Raw genomic sequence first — 17,254 nt, forward strand, 5'->3', positions numbered from 1 at the left:
GATGGGCTGGCTTATCCTGCTCGCCTGCCTGGCCTGCAGCCGACAAGGAGCCGCGATGCCCGACGTGCGCGACATCTTTCCCGATCCCGCGGTGACCGCGCTCGCCACCGCCGTCCGCGACGGCGACGCGGCCCAGGTGCGCGAGCTGGCACGCGACGCACCGCTGGACGCGCAGGGCGACAAGGCGGTGACCCTGCCGCAGTGGGCGATCCTGAACCAGCAGCCGGAGAGCCTGCAGGCGCTGCTGGATGCCGGCGCGGATCCGGCGCTGCCGGGCATCGACGGCAACACCGCGCTGCACACCGCGGCCATGGCCGACGATCCGCGTTACCTGGAGATCCTGCTCGGCGCCGGTGCCGATCCCGACGCGCCGCACGGGCGCACCGGCGCCACCCCGCTGGCGGCGGCGGTCATGGGCGAGCGCCGGGCGCAGCTGCGGATGCTGCTCGCCGCCGGCGCCGATCCGGACCGCGCCGATCGCATGGGCAACACGCCGCTGCACATCGCCGGCAAGATCAACGCACCCGACCTCGCCCTGGAACTGCTTCAGGCCGGCGCCAGCGCGGATGCGCGCAACGGCCAGGGCGTGACCTTCCAGCGCTACCTCGCGATGACGCCCGCCGCCGTGCAGTCGGAGACGGTGCGTGCGCAGCGGCAGGCGCTCGAGGCCTGGCTGCGCGACCACGACGTGCCCATCGAGGACGCGCGCTGAGGGGGGCGCTTCCGCGACCGGGAACCAGATGCAGGATGCCCGGCGGCGGCATCGGCGGCACACTATGCGGCTCCGCAGCAATGCGGACCCCTTCGCCAGCCGCTGAAATCCACGCCATGCCCGCGATCAAGCAGGACGACTTCATCCAGAGCGTCGCCGACGCCCTGCAGTACATCAGCTACTACCACCCGGTCGACTACATCCGGAACCTCGCCGCCGCCTGGGAGCGCGAGGAGAGCCAGGCGGCGAAGGACGCCATGGCGCAGATCCTGATCAACTCGCGCCTGTGCGCCGAAGGCCACCGCCCGATCTGCCAGGACACGGGCATCGTCACCGTGTTCCTGAAGATCGGGATGAACGTGACCTGGGACGCGACGATGGGCGTCGAGGACATGGTCAACGAGGGCGTGCGCCGCGCCTACGCCCATCCCGACAACCGCCTCCGCGCCTCGGTACTGGCCGATCCCGCGGGCAGGCGCCAGAACACGAAGGACAACACGCCGGCGGTGGTGAACATGACCGTCGTGCCGGGCGACACCGTCGACGTCATCGTCGCCGCCAAGGGCGGCGGTTCGGAGGCGAAGTCGAAGTTCGCGATGCTCAACCCGTCCGACTCCATCGTCGACTGGGTGCTGAGGACGGTACCGACGATGGGCGCCGGCTGGTGCCCGCCGGGCATGCTCGGCATCGGCATCGGCGGCACCGCGGAGAAGGCGATGCTGCTGGCCAAGGAGGCGCTGATGGAGCCCATCGACATCGCCGACCTCAAGGCGCGCGGCGCCTCGACCCGCGCCGAGGAACTGCGCCTGGAGCTCTACGAGAAGGTCAATGCGCTGGGCATCGGCGCGCAGGGTCTGGGCGGGCTGACCACCGTGCTCGACATCAAGGTCAAGGACTACCCGACCCACGCCGCGAACCTGCCGGTGGCGCTGATCCCGAACTGTGCGGCGACCCGCCATGCGCACTTCGTGCTCGACGGTTCCGGGCCCGTGGCGCTGGAGCCGCCGTCGCTCGCCGACTGGCCGGAGCTGACCTACGACGCCTCGAAGGGCCGCCGGGTCGACCTCGACACCATCACGCCGGAGGAGGTCGCGACCTTCAGGCCCGGCGAGGTGATCCTGCTCAACGGCAAGCTGCTCACCGGCCGCGACGCCGCGCACAAGCGCATCGTCGACATGCTCGACCGCGGCGAGCCGCTGCCGGTCGACTTCCGCGGCCGCTTCATCTACTACGTCGGCCCGGTCGATCCGGTGCGCGAGGAGGTCGTCGGTCCCGCCGGCCCGACCACCGCCACGCGCATGGACAAGTTCACCGGACGGGTACTCGCCGAGACCGGCCTGCTCGGCATGGTCGGCAAGGCCGAGCGCGGCCCACTGGCCATCGAGGCGATCCGCGCGCACAGGTCGGTCTACCTGATGGCCGTCGGCGGCGCCGCCTACCTGGTGTCGAAGGCGATCAAGGCCTCGCGCGTGGTCGCCTTCGAGGACCTCGGGATGGAGGCGATCTACGAGTTCACCGTGCAGGACATGCCGGTGACGGTGGCGGTCGACTCGAACGGCAGCTCGGTGCACGAGACCGGCCCGCGCGAGTGGAAGTCGCGCATCGCCGGCATCCCGGTGGTGGTCGAGCCGGCCTGACCGTCGCGCGGCGGCGCCGCTCCGGCATCGACGTGCTTCCGGCCGCGGCAGGTCGACGCAGCGGCCGCGCCGTGCGACCCATGGTGCGCCGCACAATGCCATCCGGTCCTGCCGGCCGCACCGTCCGGCCGGCATCTCGCCCGTGCCCCTGCGGCAGGATCGCGGCGCCGCCGACGCAGCAACCATGCGGCTGCGCACGGTCGTGGCGTGTGCCGCGGCGGTTTCATGCGATGTCCACGAAGCCCAACTCGAGCTGAGAAGGAGTTCTCGGTTTCGGCCTCTTCGCGTTGCACTGCGACATGGGCAGGGGAAGTATCGGGTGCGAGGGCCTCCCCCCGGGCCCGACGAGGTCAGCGGTCGCGCGTCGACCGCCTCGCTCACTCGTGAAGCCTTGCGTTCCCGCCAGCTCCGAAGCTGTTGGCATGCCGTCGTCCGCGACGGTTCCGGCGCGCCAGCCTTGCGATCCACGGTTGCGCGGTGCTGCACGGCCGCGCGACCCGCAGCATCCGCGCCCAGCGCCGGTCCGCCCCGACGGCCGCTGCCGACCACGAACGACTGCCGGGATCCGCCATGCATCCGCCCTCGCCAGGTAGCGCCCATGCCCCGTCCCGACCGCCTGCGGCCGCGATGCTGTTCCCTGCGGCGAGCGCTGCGGAGCGCGCGGCGCCACGGCCGGCGCTCGATCCCGCCCTGGACAACCCGGACCAGCGCGCCGCCCTGCTGCGGCCGTTCGATGCGCTGGCCGCGCGCATCAAGGCGGAGGCCGAGGGCCGCCGGGTCGTCTACATCCCGAACCCCGGCAATTTCGGCGACGGCCTGATCCGCTTCGCGACCAAACGCTTCCTCGCCGATCACGGCATCCGCCACATCGAGGTCAACGTCGGCTTCCGCGGCGGGCGCTACACGCTCACGCCGCTGCTGCTGCAGCGCGGTCGCCATCTGTTCCTGTACGGGGGCGGCGGCGCGTGGAGCGACGCATACGGCTTCGGCCACGCCATCTGCCGCTACATCTCGCGCTTCACCGACAGCCTCATCGTGCTGCCGTCGACCTACGGCTTCGTCCCGCACCGCGGCATCCGCGGCACGCTCTACCGCCGCGACGAGTTCCAGAGCCGCGAGCGCCGCCCGGACGCCCCGTTCTGCCACGACATGGCCCTGTACCTCTATGCGATCGGCGAGCGCTACGGCTTCGCGCCGCGCGCGGACGAGCGCGTGGGCTACCTGTTCCGGCGCGATCGCGAATCCGCCGGCCAGGACCTCCCGCCCCAGAACATCGACGTCTCCGAGGCCGGCAACCACATGTCCAACGGCTGCGACTTCCTGCGCACGGTCGCCGGCTACGGCCGCATCCACACCGACCGCCTGCACGTGTCGATCGCCGGCGCGATCCTCGGCGGCAAGGTCCGGCTCTACCGCGGCAACTACTTCAAGATCGAGGCGATCTACCGGTCGAGCATGACCGGCATCCCGAACATCAGCCTCGTCGACTGAGCCTGCGCATCGCCTGGGCCCAGGCCGTGGCCTCCATGCCCGGAGGCCGGCCCGCCGCCATCCACAGCAGGATCGAGATCAGCCCGTAGGCGGCGACGCCCGCGGCGCCGGCGAGCGCGGTGCGCAGCACCAGCGCCGTCATGTCCTCGCCGACCGGGGGCGCCAGCAGCACCAGGACCCCGGCCATGGCCGCGAGGGCCAGCATGCTGCGGGCGAGCGCCCGGATCTGGCGCACGACGCCCAGCCCGGTCAGCCGGCGCACCAGCAGCATCGCCACCACCGCGGCGATCACGATCGACGCGTTGCGCGCGGCGACGGCGCCCTCGGCGCCGTACTGCATCAGGCCCCACAGCAGCAGCGGCAGCTTGACCACCAGCTCCGCGAACATGCGCAGGGTCACCAGGCGGGTGCGGTCCATCGCCATCGCCAGCGGCGCCATCGGCATCACCGGCAGGCTGGCGAGCGTGCCGATCGCCAGCCACTGCAGGAGCGGCGCCGCCGCCAGCCATTCCCGGCCCAGCGCCAGGCGGATCAGCGGCTCGGCCAGCAGGCCCATCGCCAGCAGGATCGGAGCTGCGACCGCGAACACCGCGGCCGAGGCCTTGCGGTAGGCGCCGGCGAGGCCGGCGGTCGACTCGACCTGGCTGAAGGCCGCCATCAGCGGGCGGGTCATCGGCAGCACGATCGCCTGCTGCGGAATGCCGGTGAGGTTGGACGCCATCGAATAGCGGCCGACCGTGTCGGTGTCGACGAAGCGCGGCAGCAGCAGACGGTCGGACTGCCAGTTCACCGCCGAGATCAGCTGCGCCAGGCTGTTCCAGCCGAGCATGTCGGCGAACTGCGGCCACTGCGACAGCCCGAGCCGCGGCCGGTACGGCGCCATCCGGTAGGACAGCAGGTTCATGGTCAGCGGCGTGGCCAGGGTGGCCGCGACGATGGCCCAGTGGCTGCGGGTGGCGAAGGCCACGATCACCGCGACGACGAAGGCGGTGCCCTTGCCCGCAAGTTCCAGGACGAAGTCGCGGCGGAAATCCATGTCCCTCATGAACACCGCCATCCGCGGGCTCAGGGTGCCGCGCAGCACCGGCGCGATCGCCAGCACGCACAGCAGCAGCGGCAGGCGCGGCTCGTCGTAGAACTCCGCCAGCGGCCAGGCGATCCCGGCCAGCACCACGGCCAGGGCCAGCCCGCGCAGGACCGCCAGGGTGAACGCGGTGTCGTAGGTGGCGTCGACCGGTTCGCGCACGCGCAGGATCGCCTGCACCACCGGCACCTCGAGGATGGCCTCGACGATCAGGACCGGCGTCATCGCCATCGCGACGAGGCCGAAATCCTCCGGGCTCAGCACCCGCGCCAGGACCAGCAGCAGGAGGAAGTCGATGCCGCGCGCGAGCACCTTGCCCGAGGTCACCCACAGGCTGGCCCGGGCGGTGCGGCTGGCGCGGGATTCCGGCGCCGGGCTCAAGCGCCCGTGCCCTCCCCGCCGCGACCGCTGCGGCCCACGCCCCGGCGGCACGTCGCCTGCGTTCCGGCGTCCCGCATGCACTCGCTCGCCATGTCGCAACCACTCCGCGCTCGTGGGGGGCCGCCGCGCGGCGGGCGCGGCGGGCGGATGCGCCGCATTCTGGGGGCCGCGGATGACGCGGAGCAACATCGCCAGCGCTGCGATGCCACGAGACTGTCATTCGCGCCGCGTCTCATGGCGCGCGGCGACGAAGGACGCGTCGTGCCCGCGTGCGGCCGCCTGCCGGACGCCGCCCTCGACCGCCCTTCCTGCGCATCCATGGCTTCAGACATCACCACCACCCAGGCAGCACCCGGCAGGCAGCGGAGCGATCCCGTCGCGCAGGCCCTCGCGCCCGGCGCGATGTTCGCGCTGTACCAGCCGATCTTCGCGCTCGACGACGCGCGCGTGCTCGCGCACGAGGCGCTGATGCGGGTGGCCGGCTTCACCGACTCGCCGCTGCGCATCCTCGACGAGGCGCGCACCCGCGGCCGGCTCGGCGAGGTCGAACTGCTCGCCGCGCGCCGCGGCGCGACGCTGATGGACGCCGCCGAGCCCGGTCTGCTGTTCGTCAACCTCAGCAGCCGCGCGATCCTGCACGCCGACCTGCGTCCGCAGCAGGTCCTCGACAGTCTCGCCGCGGGCGGCCGCGACCTCGGCCGCTACGTCATCGAGCTCAGCGAGCGCGACATCGTCGAGGATCCCGCCGAACTCGCCGACGCGCTGGGCTACCTGCGCGCCGCCGGCATCCGCCTGGCGCTGGACGACTTCGGTGCCGGCCATTCCAACTTCCAGCTCTGGCACGAGCTGGCGCCGGAGTTCGTCAAGCTCGACCGCTTCCTCATCGACGGCATCGCACGCAGCGCCGGCAAGCTCACGATCGTCAAGGCGCTGGTCGAGGTCGCGGCCGCGCTCGGCGCGGAGCTGGTCGCCGAGGGCATCGAGGCCGCCGCCGACCTCGAGCTGGTCAAGGATCTCGGCATCGGCTACGCGCAGGGCTTCCTGCTCGGCCGCCCGCAGCGCAGCCCCTGCCGCACCCCGGCGGCGGAAGTGCTCGCGCTGGGTGCGGGCGGCGCCGCCCTGCATCCGCAGGCCTCGCGGGTGGCGCCGGGGCGGCGCATCGCCGCGGCGCACCTGCTGGTCGAGGCGCCGGCGCTGACGCCGGCCAACAGCAACGACGACGTCGAGCGCCTGTTCCAGCGGCATCCCGACCTGCATGCGCTGGCGGTGATCGATGCGCAGGCGCGGCCGCTGGGCCTGATCAACCGGCAGGTGTTCAACGAGCGCATGGCGCGCCCGTTCACCCGCGAGCTGCACGCGCACCGGTCCTGTAGCGGCTTCATGCACGAGCACCCGATCCTCGCCGAGCTGTCGGACGGCATCGCCGACATGGCCGACGTCCTGCGCGGCGAGGACCAGCGCTACCTCGCCGACGGCTTCGTCATCACCGACCAGGGCCGCTACCGCGGGCTGGGTACCGGCGAGTCGCTGGTGCGCCGTGTGACCGAGCTGCGCATCGAGGCCGCGCGCTACGCCAACCCGCTGACCTTCCTGCCCGGCAACATCCCGATCACCGAGCACATCGAGCGCCTGCTCGCCGCGGGGCGCCCGTTCGTGGCGGCCTACGGCGACCTCGACAACTTCAAGCCCTTCAACGACCAGTACGGCTACTTCCGCGGCGACCGCATGATCCGGCTGGCCGCCGAGATCCAGTGCCGGCACGTCGACGCGCGGCACGACTTCGTCGGCCACGTCGGCGGCGACGATTTCGTGATCCTGTTCCAGAGCGGCGACTGGCGCGAACGCTGCGAACGCATCGTCGCGGCGTTCAACGAGGCCGCCGTGCAGCTGTTCGATCCCGACGACGTCCGCCGCGGCGTGCTGCAGGGCGAGGATCGCAGCGGCCGTCCCGCGACCTTCCCGCTCACCACCCTGTGCATGGGCGTCGCCGAGATCGCCCCTGGCCGTTTCACCCGCGCCGAGGACGTCGCCTCCTTCGCCGCGGCGGCCAAGCGCCGGGCCAAGCACGAGGGCGTCGGCGTGCGCGTGCTGGAGGAGGCCGAGGCGCATGCGCTGGCGGCGGCGGACGCGGGCTGACCCGCACCGCACTCGCGCGGCCGCGAACCCAGGGAGCTGCCCGCGGCACCGCATCGCCCCTCCCGCGAGGACACGGCCGGCGCCGCGGCGTTACCCGTTTTGGGCGACCACGTAGGCGCGCAGCTCCGCCAGCTTGCCCTCCTCGAACCGCCACACGTCGCAGTAGGCGAAGCGCGCGTCCTTCCCGTCCGCGTCCGTCAGCGTGATCTCGCCCAGCGCGGCGAGCGCGTCGCCCTCGGCGATCATGCGATGCACCTCGAAGCGCGGCGGTTGCCGGTAGGCCTCCGCCATCCACGCCCGCACCTCGGCCTTGCCGCGCAAGGTCCTCTCGCCCAGGAAGTGCCACACCGTGTCCTCGGTGCAGTGGACCAGGAAGCCCTCGAAATCGCCCCTGGAGACCGCCGCGTTGGCCTGCTCCAGCGTCCGCTTGTGCGCCTCCGCCATCGTCGCTCTCCTCGTGCACGTGCCGTCCGCCGACGCTAGCGGGATCCGCATCGCGACGCCGTCATGCACCCGGGGCTCCGAGCACCTTGTAGGAGCGGCTTCAGCCGCGACCCCGCGCCGCGATCACGCCTCCGCATGCGCCCATGCACGAGGCGGGAGCGGCCTGCGCCGCCCTACGACCTACACCGGCACCGGGCTGCGCTCGGCGAACTGCCCGCGCCAGTAGGGGTAGTACGGATACGGTGGCTCCACCGCGCTGGCCGCATCCAGCCGCGCCACCTGCCCGGCATCCAGCGCCCAGCCGACCGCGCCGAGGTTGTCGCGCAGCTGCGCCTCGCTGCGTGCGCCGATCAGCACCGTGCTCACGGTCGGGCGCTGCAGCAGCCAGTTGATGGCGACCTGCGGCACCGTGCGCCCGGTCTCCGCGGCGACCGCATCGAGCGCATCGACGATGCGGAACAGGCGCTCGTCGTCGACCGCCGGCGCGAACGCGGCGGTCGCATGCAGCCGGCTCTGCGCCGGCAGCGGCTGCCCGCGGCGCAGCTTCCCGGTCAGCCGGCCCCAGCCGAGCGGGCTCCACACGACGGCGCCGACGCCCTGGTCCAGCCCGAGCGGCATCAGCTCCCATTCGTAGTCGCGCCCGGCCAGCGAGTAGTAGGCCTGGTTGGCGACGAACCGGGGCCAGCCGTGCGCATCGGCGACCGCCAGCGACTTCATCAGCTGCCAGCCGGCGTAGTTCGACGCGCCGAGGTAGCGGACCTTGCCGGCGCGCACCAGTGCGTCCAGCGTCGACAGGGTCTCCTCGACCGGCGTCATCGCATCGAAGGCGTGCAGCTGCAGCAGGTCGATGTAGTCGGTGCGCAGGCGCCTGAGCGACGCGTCCACCGCGCGCAGCAGGCGGATGCGCGAGGCGCCGGCATCGTTGGGCCCGTCGCCCAGGCGCAGGCCGGTCTTGGTCGAGATCAGCGCCCGGTCGCGGCGGCCTGCCAGCGCCGCGCCGAGGATCTCCTCCGACGCGCCGTCGGAGTAGACGTCGGCGGTGTCGAACAGGTTCGCCCCGGCCTCCAGGCACAGGTCGACCATGCGCCGCGCCTGGTCGGCGCCGGTGTCGCCCCAGGCCGAGAACAGCGGGCCCTTGCCACCGAAGGTGCCGGCACCGAAGCCGAGAACGGGAACAGCGAGGCCGGAACGGCCGAGGAAGCGGGTGTCCATGGGCAGCGCTCGTCGGTGGATGGGGAATCAGCGCGCCGGGGCGCAGGCGACGACGGACGCACCGCGCCGCTCGATGCCGACGCTGAGCAGCGCGATGCCGAGGCCGGCGACGGTCACCAGCGCGGCGATCCAGGGCGTGGCGGTCAGGCCGAGCGGGCCGGCGACCACCACGCCGCCCAGCCACGCGCCGGCCGCGTTGCCGAGGTTGAAGGCGGCGATGTTGAGGCTGGAAGCGAGGTTCTGGCCGCCGCCGCGGGCCTGGTTCAGCACCCGCAGCTGCAGCGGTGCGACGGTGGCGAAGGCGACCACGCCGAGCAGGCCGACGAAGACGATCATGCCGACCTGCGAATGCAGCACGAAGCCCATCGACGCCAGCACCACGGCAAGCGCGAGCAGCGAGCCGACCAGTGCCGGCGTGGGGCGGCGGTCGGCCAGGCGTCCGCCGAGCAGGTTGCCGGCGATCATCCCGGCGCCGAACACCAGCAGCACCGGCGACACCGCGGCCTGGGCGAAGCCGGCCACGTCCACCAGCAGCGGCTGGATGTAGGTGTAGACCGCGAACACGCCGGCGTAGCCGACCACCGTCATCGCCAGCGCGAGCTGCACCTGGGTGCGGCCGAGCACCGCGATCTCCTCGCGCCAGCGCACCGGCGTGCCGGCGCCGGCCGTGGCCGGCACCCGGTGCGCGACGACCGCCAGCGCGACCACGCCGATCGCGGTCACCGCCCAGAACGTCGCGCGCCAGCCGAAGTGCAGGCCCAGCCACGCGCCGGCCGGCACGCCCAGCAGGGTGGCCACCGTCAGCCCGGCGAACATGATCGAGATCGCCGAGGCCTTGCGTTCGGCCGGCACCAGCGAGGTCGCCACCACCGCACCGACGCCGAAGAAGGTGCCGTGCGCCAGCGAGGTCAGCACGCGCGCGGCCATCAGCGTCAGGTAGTCGGGCGCCAGCGCACAGGCCAGGTTGCCGAGGGTGAAGATGCCCATCAGCGCCACCAGCACCGCCTTGCGCGGCAGGCGCGCGGTGGCGAGCGTGAGCAGCGGCGCGCCGACGCACACGCCCAGCGCATAGCCGCTGATCAGCATGCCGGCGGCGGGGATGGAGACGCCGAGGTCGCCGGCGACCTGCTGCAGCAGGCCCATCAGGACGAATTCGGTGGTCCCGATGCCGAAGGCGCCGATGGTCAGGGCATAGAGCGCCGGGGGCATCCGGAAGGCGGACGGGGCAGCGGGCATGGGATCGCCTTGCGGGAAGGAAGGCGCGATCGTGCGCCTGCCGCTTCCCCACAGAAACCGCTGCTATCGTGAATCACCTTCAACGGTTCGCAGACAATGGCCATGGACCGCATCGGCGACATCGCCCTGTTCCTGCGGGTGCTGGACGCCGGCTCGATCAGCGCCGCCGCGCGCCGCCTCGACCTGTCGCCCGCCGTGGCCAGCCAGCGCCTCAAGCGGCTGGAGCGCGACCTCGGCGTGCGCCTGCTGCACCGGACCACGCGCCGCCTGCATCCCACGCCCGAGGGCCAGGCCCTGGCCGCACGCGGCCGCGTCCTGGTGCAGGAGCTCGAAGCTCTCGGCGAGGACCTGCGCGAGGGCGCCGCGCACGTCACCGGCACCCTTCGGGTGACGCTGTCGGCCTCGTTCGGCCAGCTCTACGTCGCCCCCCTGCTGCCGGAGTTCCAGCGCCTGCATCCGAAGCTCCGGATCAGCGCGCACCTCAGCGACGACCTGGTCGACCTGGTCCGCGACGGCTTCGATCTCGCCATCCGCATCGGCGCGCTGGAGGACTCGGGCCTGGTCGCGCGGCGGCTGGCGGCGAACCGGCGCGTACTCTGCGCCGCGCCTGCCTACCTGCGCGAGCGCGGCGTGCCGCACACGCCCGACGACCTCGCCGGCCACGACGGCGTGCTGCTGATGGGCCGCGACGGCCGCCAGGACGTATGGACGCTGGTCGGCCCCGACGGCGCCACCGCACGCGTGCGCATGGCCAGCCGCTTCGAGAGCAACCTTGGCGAGGTGATGCGCGAGGCCGCATTGGCCGGCCAGGGCATCGCCCTGCATTCGCTGTGGCACGTGGCCGACGACCTGCGCAGCGGGCGGCTGGTCGTGGTGCTCCCCGACTGGCGCCCGCCCACCACCCAGATCAGCGCCGTCACCCCCTCGCGCCTGCAACCGCCGCGCGTGCGCCGCTTCGTCGACTTCCTCGCCGACCGCTTCGGCACGCAGCCGCCGTGGGAGCGGCCGGGGCTGGCGGGGGATGCGGCGGATCAGTGACCAGCCCGCGGGCACGCCGGCCATACGTTGCACGTCGTTTACCGTCACCGGTAGAGAACGTCGTCGTCGCCCTCGTCCATCCGGCTCGAGTCCCGCTTTATGAGCGCGTGTCCGCCCGAGGAGAGAGGCCGGATCGAGTAGCTCGCTCCGGGCAGCGTGATCGTTCCAATCAGCACTCCGCGCCGCAACGTGAGCCTTACGTTCGGGACAGGGTCGTCTTCGGCGCCCACGCTGTAGCCGACCCAGTTCACGACACCTGCAGGCCACGCCTTCGACGCCGCGGCAGTTGCGGCCGCATCCTTGACTGCGACCAGGTCGAACTCGAACAGGTCGATCGCGATCGCCTCCGCATCCAGCCCCTTCTCGTCCACGTCGACGGCGCGCGCCCACTCGACGAAACCGTCCTTGCGCAGCTTCCTAAGCTGCTCCTCACCGTCACCCACCGCGGCGACGATGCCGGCCGCGTCCACGACGCGCTGCACCCGTTCCTGAGCGGCCGTCGCGCCGGCGAGAAGCAATGACGCGATGCACAGCATCCGTCCGATGCCCATGGCCCTCTCCTTCGAGCATTCCTTCGCCGCTGTCGGCGGAGGGCGTGGTCGGCCGCTCGCTCCACACATGATCCACCGGTCCCAAGCCGCGGCCGCGACCCGACAAGGCCCCGCCGCGACGCCCTGCAGGTCAGTCGGCGCGTGCTGTGGGTTCGATGAACACGAACTCCTCGGCCGTCTCCGACACGTCGTGGATCAGGCCGGCGCGCTCCGTGTCCATCATGATTCCATAGCCCGGATACGCCCAGCAGTCTTCGCTCGCCAGGTAATCTCTGTATCCAGAGAGGCGATCACCCGACCACGGTAGCGACCGTCGATCTGGATGATCGCCAGGCATCGTGGGAGTGGCGCCGCACGCAGGGCGGCCAACGATCCATCGACAGGGGAGACGACATGGACGTCCGGAAGGGACTGCGGATCATGGGCTGGCTGGCCGCCGGCTGCGTCGCATTGGTGCTGGGCCTGTACGTGGTGCTGCTGGTGGTCAACCGCTCGGACGAGCCGCCTTCGGCCGATGCCGTCGCGATGCGGGCGCTGATCGAGGAGCGGCCGGACGTGGCCGATGCCGACAACGGCTACGTGTATGCACTGGGCCTGCTGGTGGCCGACGGGCAGGATCCGGTCGCGCAGGGCGCCACCCGCATGGACTTCCTGGAGCGGCTCGGCCCCGGCGACGCCGCTGCCGACGACCTGGTGTTCGAGGGCGAGCGTCGTGCCTATCGCAACGCGCGCTCGGATGCCGTGGCCGCGCTTGCGGATGCCTGCATGTACCAGGGCGCCGAGTGCGCGCAGCAGCTCGAGCGCGCGCCTGATGCCGTGTCCGATTGGAAGGCCTCGGAGACCTGGCTGCTGGCGCGTTACCGCGAACTGATCGAGCGCAGCCAGTGGCGCGGACTCGTGCCCATCGACGCATCCGCACCGCTGCAGGGCTACCAGGGCCTGCTCGACGGCCAGCAACTCCTGCTGCTCGACGCCTGGCGGCAGGCGACGGCGGGCGATGCGGCAGGCGTGCGCGACGTGCTGCAGCAGGACCTCGCGTTCTGGCGCATGGTGCTGCGCTCCTCGGACCGGCTGATCGCCAAGATGATGGCGGTCAACGCGATCGACCGGCATTTCGCGCTGGGCAACCTCGCCCTGCGCGCCCTGCCGGCCGAGCAGCAGGCAGCCGCGATCCCGCCCTCGTGGCGGGAGCCGATCGACCGCGAGGAGCGCGCGCTGTACCGGCCGCTGGCCGGCGACTGGCGGCTGAGCCAGGCGACGGTCCATCACGCCGTGCAGCTGTCGCTCGCCGACATGGGCCTGATCGATCGCCTGGCTCCCCGGTTCTTCCAGCCGCAGGCGAGCAGCAACCTCCTGGCCACCGCGCTGCTGGACGTCGCCCGTGCCTACGATGTCGAGGATCTCGGTCGGGTTCCGCAGGTGATGGAAGAGCGCCGCAATGCCGCCGAGGTGTCCGCCTGGCGGACCCTGCTGCACCCCTACAACACGGCCGGACACATCCTGGTCGACATCGCCAGGCCGGCGTATGCCGACTACGGCGTGCGCGCGGCGGATCTCGAGGGCGTCCGCCGCGCCGCCCTGCTGGCCGCGACGCTGCGCAGCCAGGGCATCGCTGCAAGCCAGGCCGCGTCCGCCGTCGCCGCATCCCCGCTGACCGACCCCTACACCGGCGCCGCGCTGCAGTGGGATGACGAGAGCGGGAGCGTGGTGTTCCACGGCCTGGCGAAGGGCGAACGCAGCCGGCGCATGCTGTTGCTGTAGCCGGCCCGACGGGGTCGTGGTCCGCCTGCTGCCGGCCATGGGACCAGTGGACGGAGCGAGCCGATCTCCACCGGCTCCGCCAGGAGGTGCGCAGGAGTCCTGCTTCCATCGCTGACGCCGGCAGCCGCAGGCGGAGCCGGCAAGCATCGGTCGATTTCCCCTATTCCTCGATATTCAGCTTGAATTCCCGGCTGTCATGCCCGTGGATGGCGGCATCCAGCGGAGGGGGACGGAATGAAGTTCGGCGATTACCTCAGGCATGCGCGCGTGCAGCGCGGATGGACGCAGCCGGAAGCCGCGGCCCGGGCCGGCATCGAGCAGTCCTACCTGTCGAAGCTGGAGACCGGGAAGTCGATCCCGTCGGGCGAGATCTACGACAGGCTCGCCGGCGCCTACGGCATCGCGCCGCACGCGATGCTCGACATCCTGTTCCCCGCGGAACTCGAGCGCCTGCGCGAGATCGACAGCCTGCGGGCGCTGATGCTGGCCCAGTCGCACAGGCGCCGCGCCATCCCGCGCCGCTGGCTCACGGCCGGGCTCGTCGCGCTGGCGCTGGGAGGCGGCTTTGTCGGCCTGTCGATGGTGGACCGCGGTCGCGACGTCGCGACCTTCACCTACGTCTCCGACCAGGTGTTTCCGCAGGACGGCGCGGAGGGCGACGAGCCGGTCCGGGCGGCGGCGGCGACGCGGTACATCGCGCAGATGCGGGGCCCCGAATTCACCGAGGCTACCCCGGAGGGCGTGCGCCTGTGGCGGCTCGTCGGCAGCGGCGCGCAGTGGCAACCCGCCCGCTTCGGCTGGGCGCTGGTCCCGGGCCTCCTCCTGATCTCGGCCGGTCTCGGCTGCTTCTTCCTCGCCGGGCGCTGGCGCTGACGTGCCTGCGCCCACCCCGACGGCATCACGAATCCACCAGGAGCACCGACCGATGAAACTCCCCGCGATCGTCACCGCGTTCCTGCTCGCCACCTGGACGGCACTGGCCAGCGGCGCCCCCGTCGTCTCCGCGCCGCCGGCCATCGAGGCCGCCGATCTCGATGCCCGCATCGAACGCCTGATGAGGACGGAGGACGTCGAGGGGCTGGCCATCGCGGTGATCGACGGCAGGGACATCACCCACGTCAGGGCGTTCGGCCATCGCAACGTCGCCAGGCGCCAACCGCTCGAGACCGACACGATCATGTACGGCGCATCGCTGACCAAGGCCGCCTTCGCCTACATGGTCCTGCAGCTGGTCGACGAGGGCAGGATCGGGCTCGACCGTCCCATCTCCGACTACCTCGACAAGCCTCTGCCCGCCTACGACGAGGGCGACCGCAGCTGGGCGACGCTGGAGGGACAGGAGGCGTGGCGGTTGCTGACCCCGCGCATCCTGCTGACCCATTCCTCGGGGCTCGCGAACCTGCGCTTCCTCGAGCCGGAACAGGCGCTGCGCTTCCACTTCAGCCCGGGGCGCGGCTATGCGTACTCGGGCGAGGGCTACTACCTCCTGCAGTTCGTGCTGGAAGAGGGACTGGGCCTGGACGTGAAGGCGGAGATGCAGCGCCGGATCTTCGACCGCTTCGGCATGCCCGACAGCGACATGCAGTGGCGCGCCGACTTCGCCGGCCGGCTCGCCGACGGCTACGCCATGGACGGATCGTTCGAGCCGCACGACGAGCGCAGCACGGTCAGCGCCTCGGGATCGATGGACACGACCATCGCCGACCAGGCGCGCATGTGGCGCGGCATGCTGGCGGGCGAGGGCCTGTCGCGCGCCATGCGGGCGGAGTGGATCCGGCCTGCCGTGCCGATCCGCACGGCCTACAAGTTCCCCACGATCCAGGCCAGCACCACGCGCGATCCGCGCACCGCGGCCATCGGCCTCGGAGCCGGGCTCGGCGTCGAGGCATGGCAGGGTCCGCGCGGGCCGGCCTTCGCCAAGGGCGGGCACAACGAGTGGACCGGCAACATCGCGATCTGCCAGCAGGTCGAGGACCGCTGCGTGGTGCTGCTGTCCAACAGCGTCCGCGCCGAGATCATCTATCCGGAGATCGTCGAGCTGGTCCTGGGCGAAACGAACTATCCGTGGTGGTGGACCTATCCCGAGCTGCACCGGGCGAGGTGAGCACCTGGGGCTCAGGCGCGGGCATGCCGTCAGCTCGCCCCGCTGCGGACGGCCTGCGCTTCCCGCCCAGCGCGGCCGCCACCGCCAGCGCGGCGGCGATCGCCAAGGACGCGGCCGCGAAGCCGAGCCGCACGTCGTGCGCACCGGCGCCGTCGGGCGCGATGGCGAAGAACACGCCGCCGATCATCGCCACCCAGATCGCGGCGCCGATCTGCAGGGTGGCATTCACCAGGCCCGACGCCAGCCCCGCCCAGCGCGCGTCGACATGATCCACGCTGGACCGCACCAGCGCCGGCAGCGCGATGCCCTGCCCGGCACCGATGGCGAACAACGGCAGCGCGAGCCAGGAGGGTGCGCCGGCACCGACCAGCGTCGCGGCCATCACCAGGCCGAGGACTTCCAGGACCATGCCGAACGCGGCGGTACGCGGGCCCAGGTACGCCGCAATGCGCGGGCTGCACAGCGGGCCGAGAAGGAAACCGATGCCGAGCGGCAGGATCGCCAGCCCGGCCGCGAAGGCGTCGCGGCCCAGGCCCGCCTGCTCGTAGATCGCGAACACGAGGAAGAACGCCGCCAGCGCGTAGAAGAAGAAGGTCGACGCGAGGCTGCGGCGCAGCCCGCGCACGGCCAGCAGCGAGGGCAGGATCAAGGGCGTCCCGCCGGCGGCTTCCTGCCGCACTTCATGGCGCCAGAACACGAGCAGCAGCGGACCGCTCACGCCCAGCAGGGCCAGGCACCACCACGGCCAGCGGTGCTCCCGACCTTCGATCACCGGCACCACCAGGGCGAGCAGGCCGGCCGCCAGCAGCAGCGCTCCCCTCACGTCCAGGCGCGCCGCGCGTTCGGGCCGGCTCTCGCGCATCAACGCCAGCGCAGCCGGGACGGCGAGCGCGATGACCGGAAGGTTGACCAGGAACACGCTGCGCCAACCGAGTCCCCACGGACTGGCCGAAACCAGCACGCCGCCCAGCAGTTGTCCGGCCACGGACGCGAGGCCGAACGTCGCGCCATAGAGGCTCAGCGCGCGGCTCTTCTCGCCCGCGGGGAAGAGGGCGTGGATCGATGCCAGCGACTGCGGCGCCATGACCGCCGCCGAGATGCCCTGCAGCAGCCGTCCGGCGACGAGCACGCCCGGCGACGGCGCCAGGCCGCACAGCGTCGAGGCGATGCCGAAGCCGAGCATGCCGCCCAGGAACACGCGTTTGCGGCCATGCAGATCGCCCAGGCGCCCGCCCAGGATCAAGGTTACGGCATAGGCCGCGGCATAGACCGAGATCACCAGCTGCGACACGTCGGCAGAGGCGCCCAGGTCCGCGCGGATCGCGGGCAGCGCCACGTTGACGATGAAGAAGTCCAGCGGCGGCAGGAGCGTGCCGGTCAGCAGCACGGCCAGCGCGAGCCATCTGCGCGGATCGGCGGCCGTCGCCTCCGCGGTGTGCGTCTCCACATCCATCGCCTGCGGATCTC

Annotated in this window: 14 protein-coding genes; 8 read left to right on the plus strand and 6 right to left on the minus strand. The window is 72.1% G+C overall.

What is annotated here, in order from left to right:
• Window positions 1-55: 55 nt before the first annotated feature.
• From KB893_RS08360 to KB893_RS08370, 3 genes are all read left to right on the plus strand, one after another.
• Window positions 56-712, plus strand: a complete 657-nt coding sequence (locus KB893_RS08360; protein WP_211925380.1) for an ankyrin repeat domain-containing protein — start codon at window positions 56-58, stop codon at window positions 710-712.
• A 116-nt stretch (window positions 713-828) separates the two neighbouring features.
• Window positions 829-2,349: a fumarate hydratase gene (locus KB893_RS08365; protein ID WP_211925379.1), complete on the plus strand. Its 1,521-nt coding sequence runs from the start codon at window positions 829-831 to the stop codon at window positions 2,347-2,349.
• Window positions 2,350-2,919: 570 nt separating this feature from the next.
• Window positions 2,920-3,840: a hypothetical protein gene (locus tag KB893_RS08370; protein ID WP_211925378.1), complete on the plus strand. Its 921-nt coding sequence runs from the start codon at window positions 2,920-2,922 to the stop codon at window positions 3,838-3,840.
• Here the strand turns inward: KB893_RS08370 and KB893_RS08375 are convergent.
• Entirely contained in the window at window positions 3,824-5,305 is a 1,482-nt protein-coding gene (locus KB893_RS08375) for a lipopolysaccharide biosynthesis protein (protein WP_211925377.1), read from the minus strand. The two genes, KB893_RS08370 and KB893_RS08375, sit on opposite strands and share 17 nt — an antisense overlap.
• Window positions 5,306-5,623: 318 nt before the next feature.
• On the opposite strand from KB893_RS08375, the gene KB893_RS08380 reads away from it, so the two are divergent.
• Complete coding sequence (locus tag KB893_RS08380) at window positions 5,624-7,441, plus strand: EAL domain-containing protein (protein ID WP_211925376.1); 1,818 nt, start codon at window positions 5,624-5,626, stop codon at window positions 7,439-7,441.
• A gap of 90 nt (window positions 7,442-7,531) precedes the next feature.
• Here the strand turns inward: KB893_RS08380 and KB893_RS08385 are convergent, their stop codons facing one another.
• From KB893_RS08385 to KB893_RS08395, 3 genes are all read right to left on the minus strand, one after another.
• Entirely contained in the window at window positions 7,532-7,885 is a 354-nt protein-coding gene (locus tag KB893_RS08385) for a nuclear transport factor 2 family protein (protein ID WP_211925375.1), read from the minus strand.
• Between the two features lie 180 nt (window positions 7,886-8,065).
• Window positions 8,066-9,097 (minus strand): aldo/keto reductase, encoded by a 1,032-nt coding sequence (locus KB893_RS08390; RefSeq protein ID WP_211925374.1) that lies wholly within the window; start codon window positions 9,095-9,097, stop codon window positions 8,066-8,068.
• Between the two features lie 27 nt (window positions 9,098-9,124).
• On the minus strand, window positions 9,125-10,333 hold the full coding sequence (locus KB893_RS08395; protein WP_211925373.1) for an MFS transporter: 1,209 nt from the start codon (window positions 10,331-10,333) through the stop codon (window positions 9,125-9,127).
• 102 nt (window positions 10,334-10,435) lie between these two features.
• On the opposite strand from KB893_RS08395, the gene KB893_RS08400 reads away from it, so the two are divergent.
• The gene (locus KB893_RS08400) at window positions 10,436-11,371 is read left to right on the plus strand and encodes a LysR family transcriptional regulator (protein WP_211925372.1); all 936 of its coding nucleotides are present in this window, start codon (window positions 10,436-10,438) and stop codon (window positions 11,369-11,371) included.
• A gap of 44 nt (window positions 11,372-11,415) precedes the next feature.
• Here the strand turns inward: KB893_RS08400 and KB893_RS08405 are convergent, their stop codons facing one another.
• Window positions 11,416-11,922 carry a hypothetical protein gene (locus tag KB893_RS08405; RefSeq protein WP_211925371.1) on the minus strand — a complete coding sequence of 169 codons (507 nt, stop codon included), beginning with the start codon at window positions 11,920-11,922 and terminating at the stop codon, window positions 11,416-11,418.
• A 393-nt stretch (window positions 11,923-12,315) separates the two neighbouring features.
• Here KB893_RS08405 and KB893_RS08410 point away from each other — a divergent pair, with 393 nt between their 5' ends.
• From KB893_RS08410 to KB893_RS08420, 3 genes are all read left to right on the plus strand, one after another.
• Window positions 12,316-13,683 carry a hypothetical protein gene (locus KB893_RS08410; protein WP_211925370.1) on the plus strand — a complete coding sequence of 456 codons (1,368 nt, stop codon included), beginning with the start codon at window positions 12,316-12,318 and terminating at the stop codon, window positions 13,681-13,683.
• A 234-nt stretch (window positions 13,684-13,917) separates the two neighbouring features.
• Window positions 13,918-14,556, plus strand: coding sequence for a helix-turn-helix domain-containing protein (locus KB893_RS08415; RefSeq protein ID WP_211925369.1), 639 nt, complete (start codon window positions 13,918-13,920; stop codon window positions 14,554-14,556).
• Window positions 14,557-14,608: 52 nt separating this feature from the next.
• Entirely contained in the window at window positions 14,609-15,787 is a 1,179-nt protein-coding gene (locus KB893_RS08420; protein WP_211925368.1) for a serine hydrolase domain-containing protein, read from the plus strand.
• On the opposite strand, the gene KB893_RS08425 is transcribed toward KB893_RS08420, so the two are convergent.
• Window positions 15,699-17,240, minus strand: a complete 1,542-nt coding sequence (locus KB893_RS08425) for an MFS transporter (protein ID WP_213173606.1) — start codon at window positions 17,238-17,240, stop codon at window positions 15,699-15,701. The two genes, KB893_RS08420 and KB893_RS08425, sit on opposite strands and share 89 nt — an antisense overlap.
• Window positions 17,241-17,254 lie beyond the last annotated feature (14 nt).

Source organism: Coralloluteibacterium stylophorae (genome assembly GCF_018122625.2).
GTDB lineage: Bacteria > Pseudomonadota > Gammaproteobacteria > Xanthomonadales > Xanthomonadaceae > Coralloluteibacterium > Coralloluteibacterium stylophorae.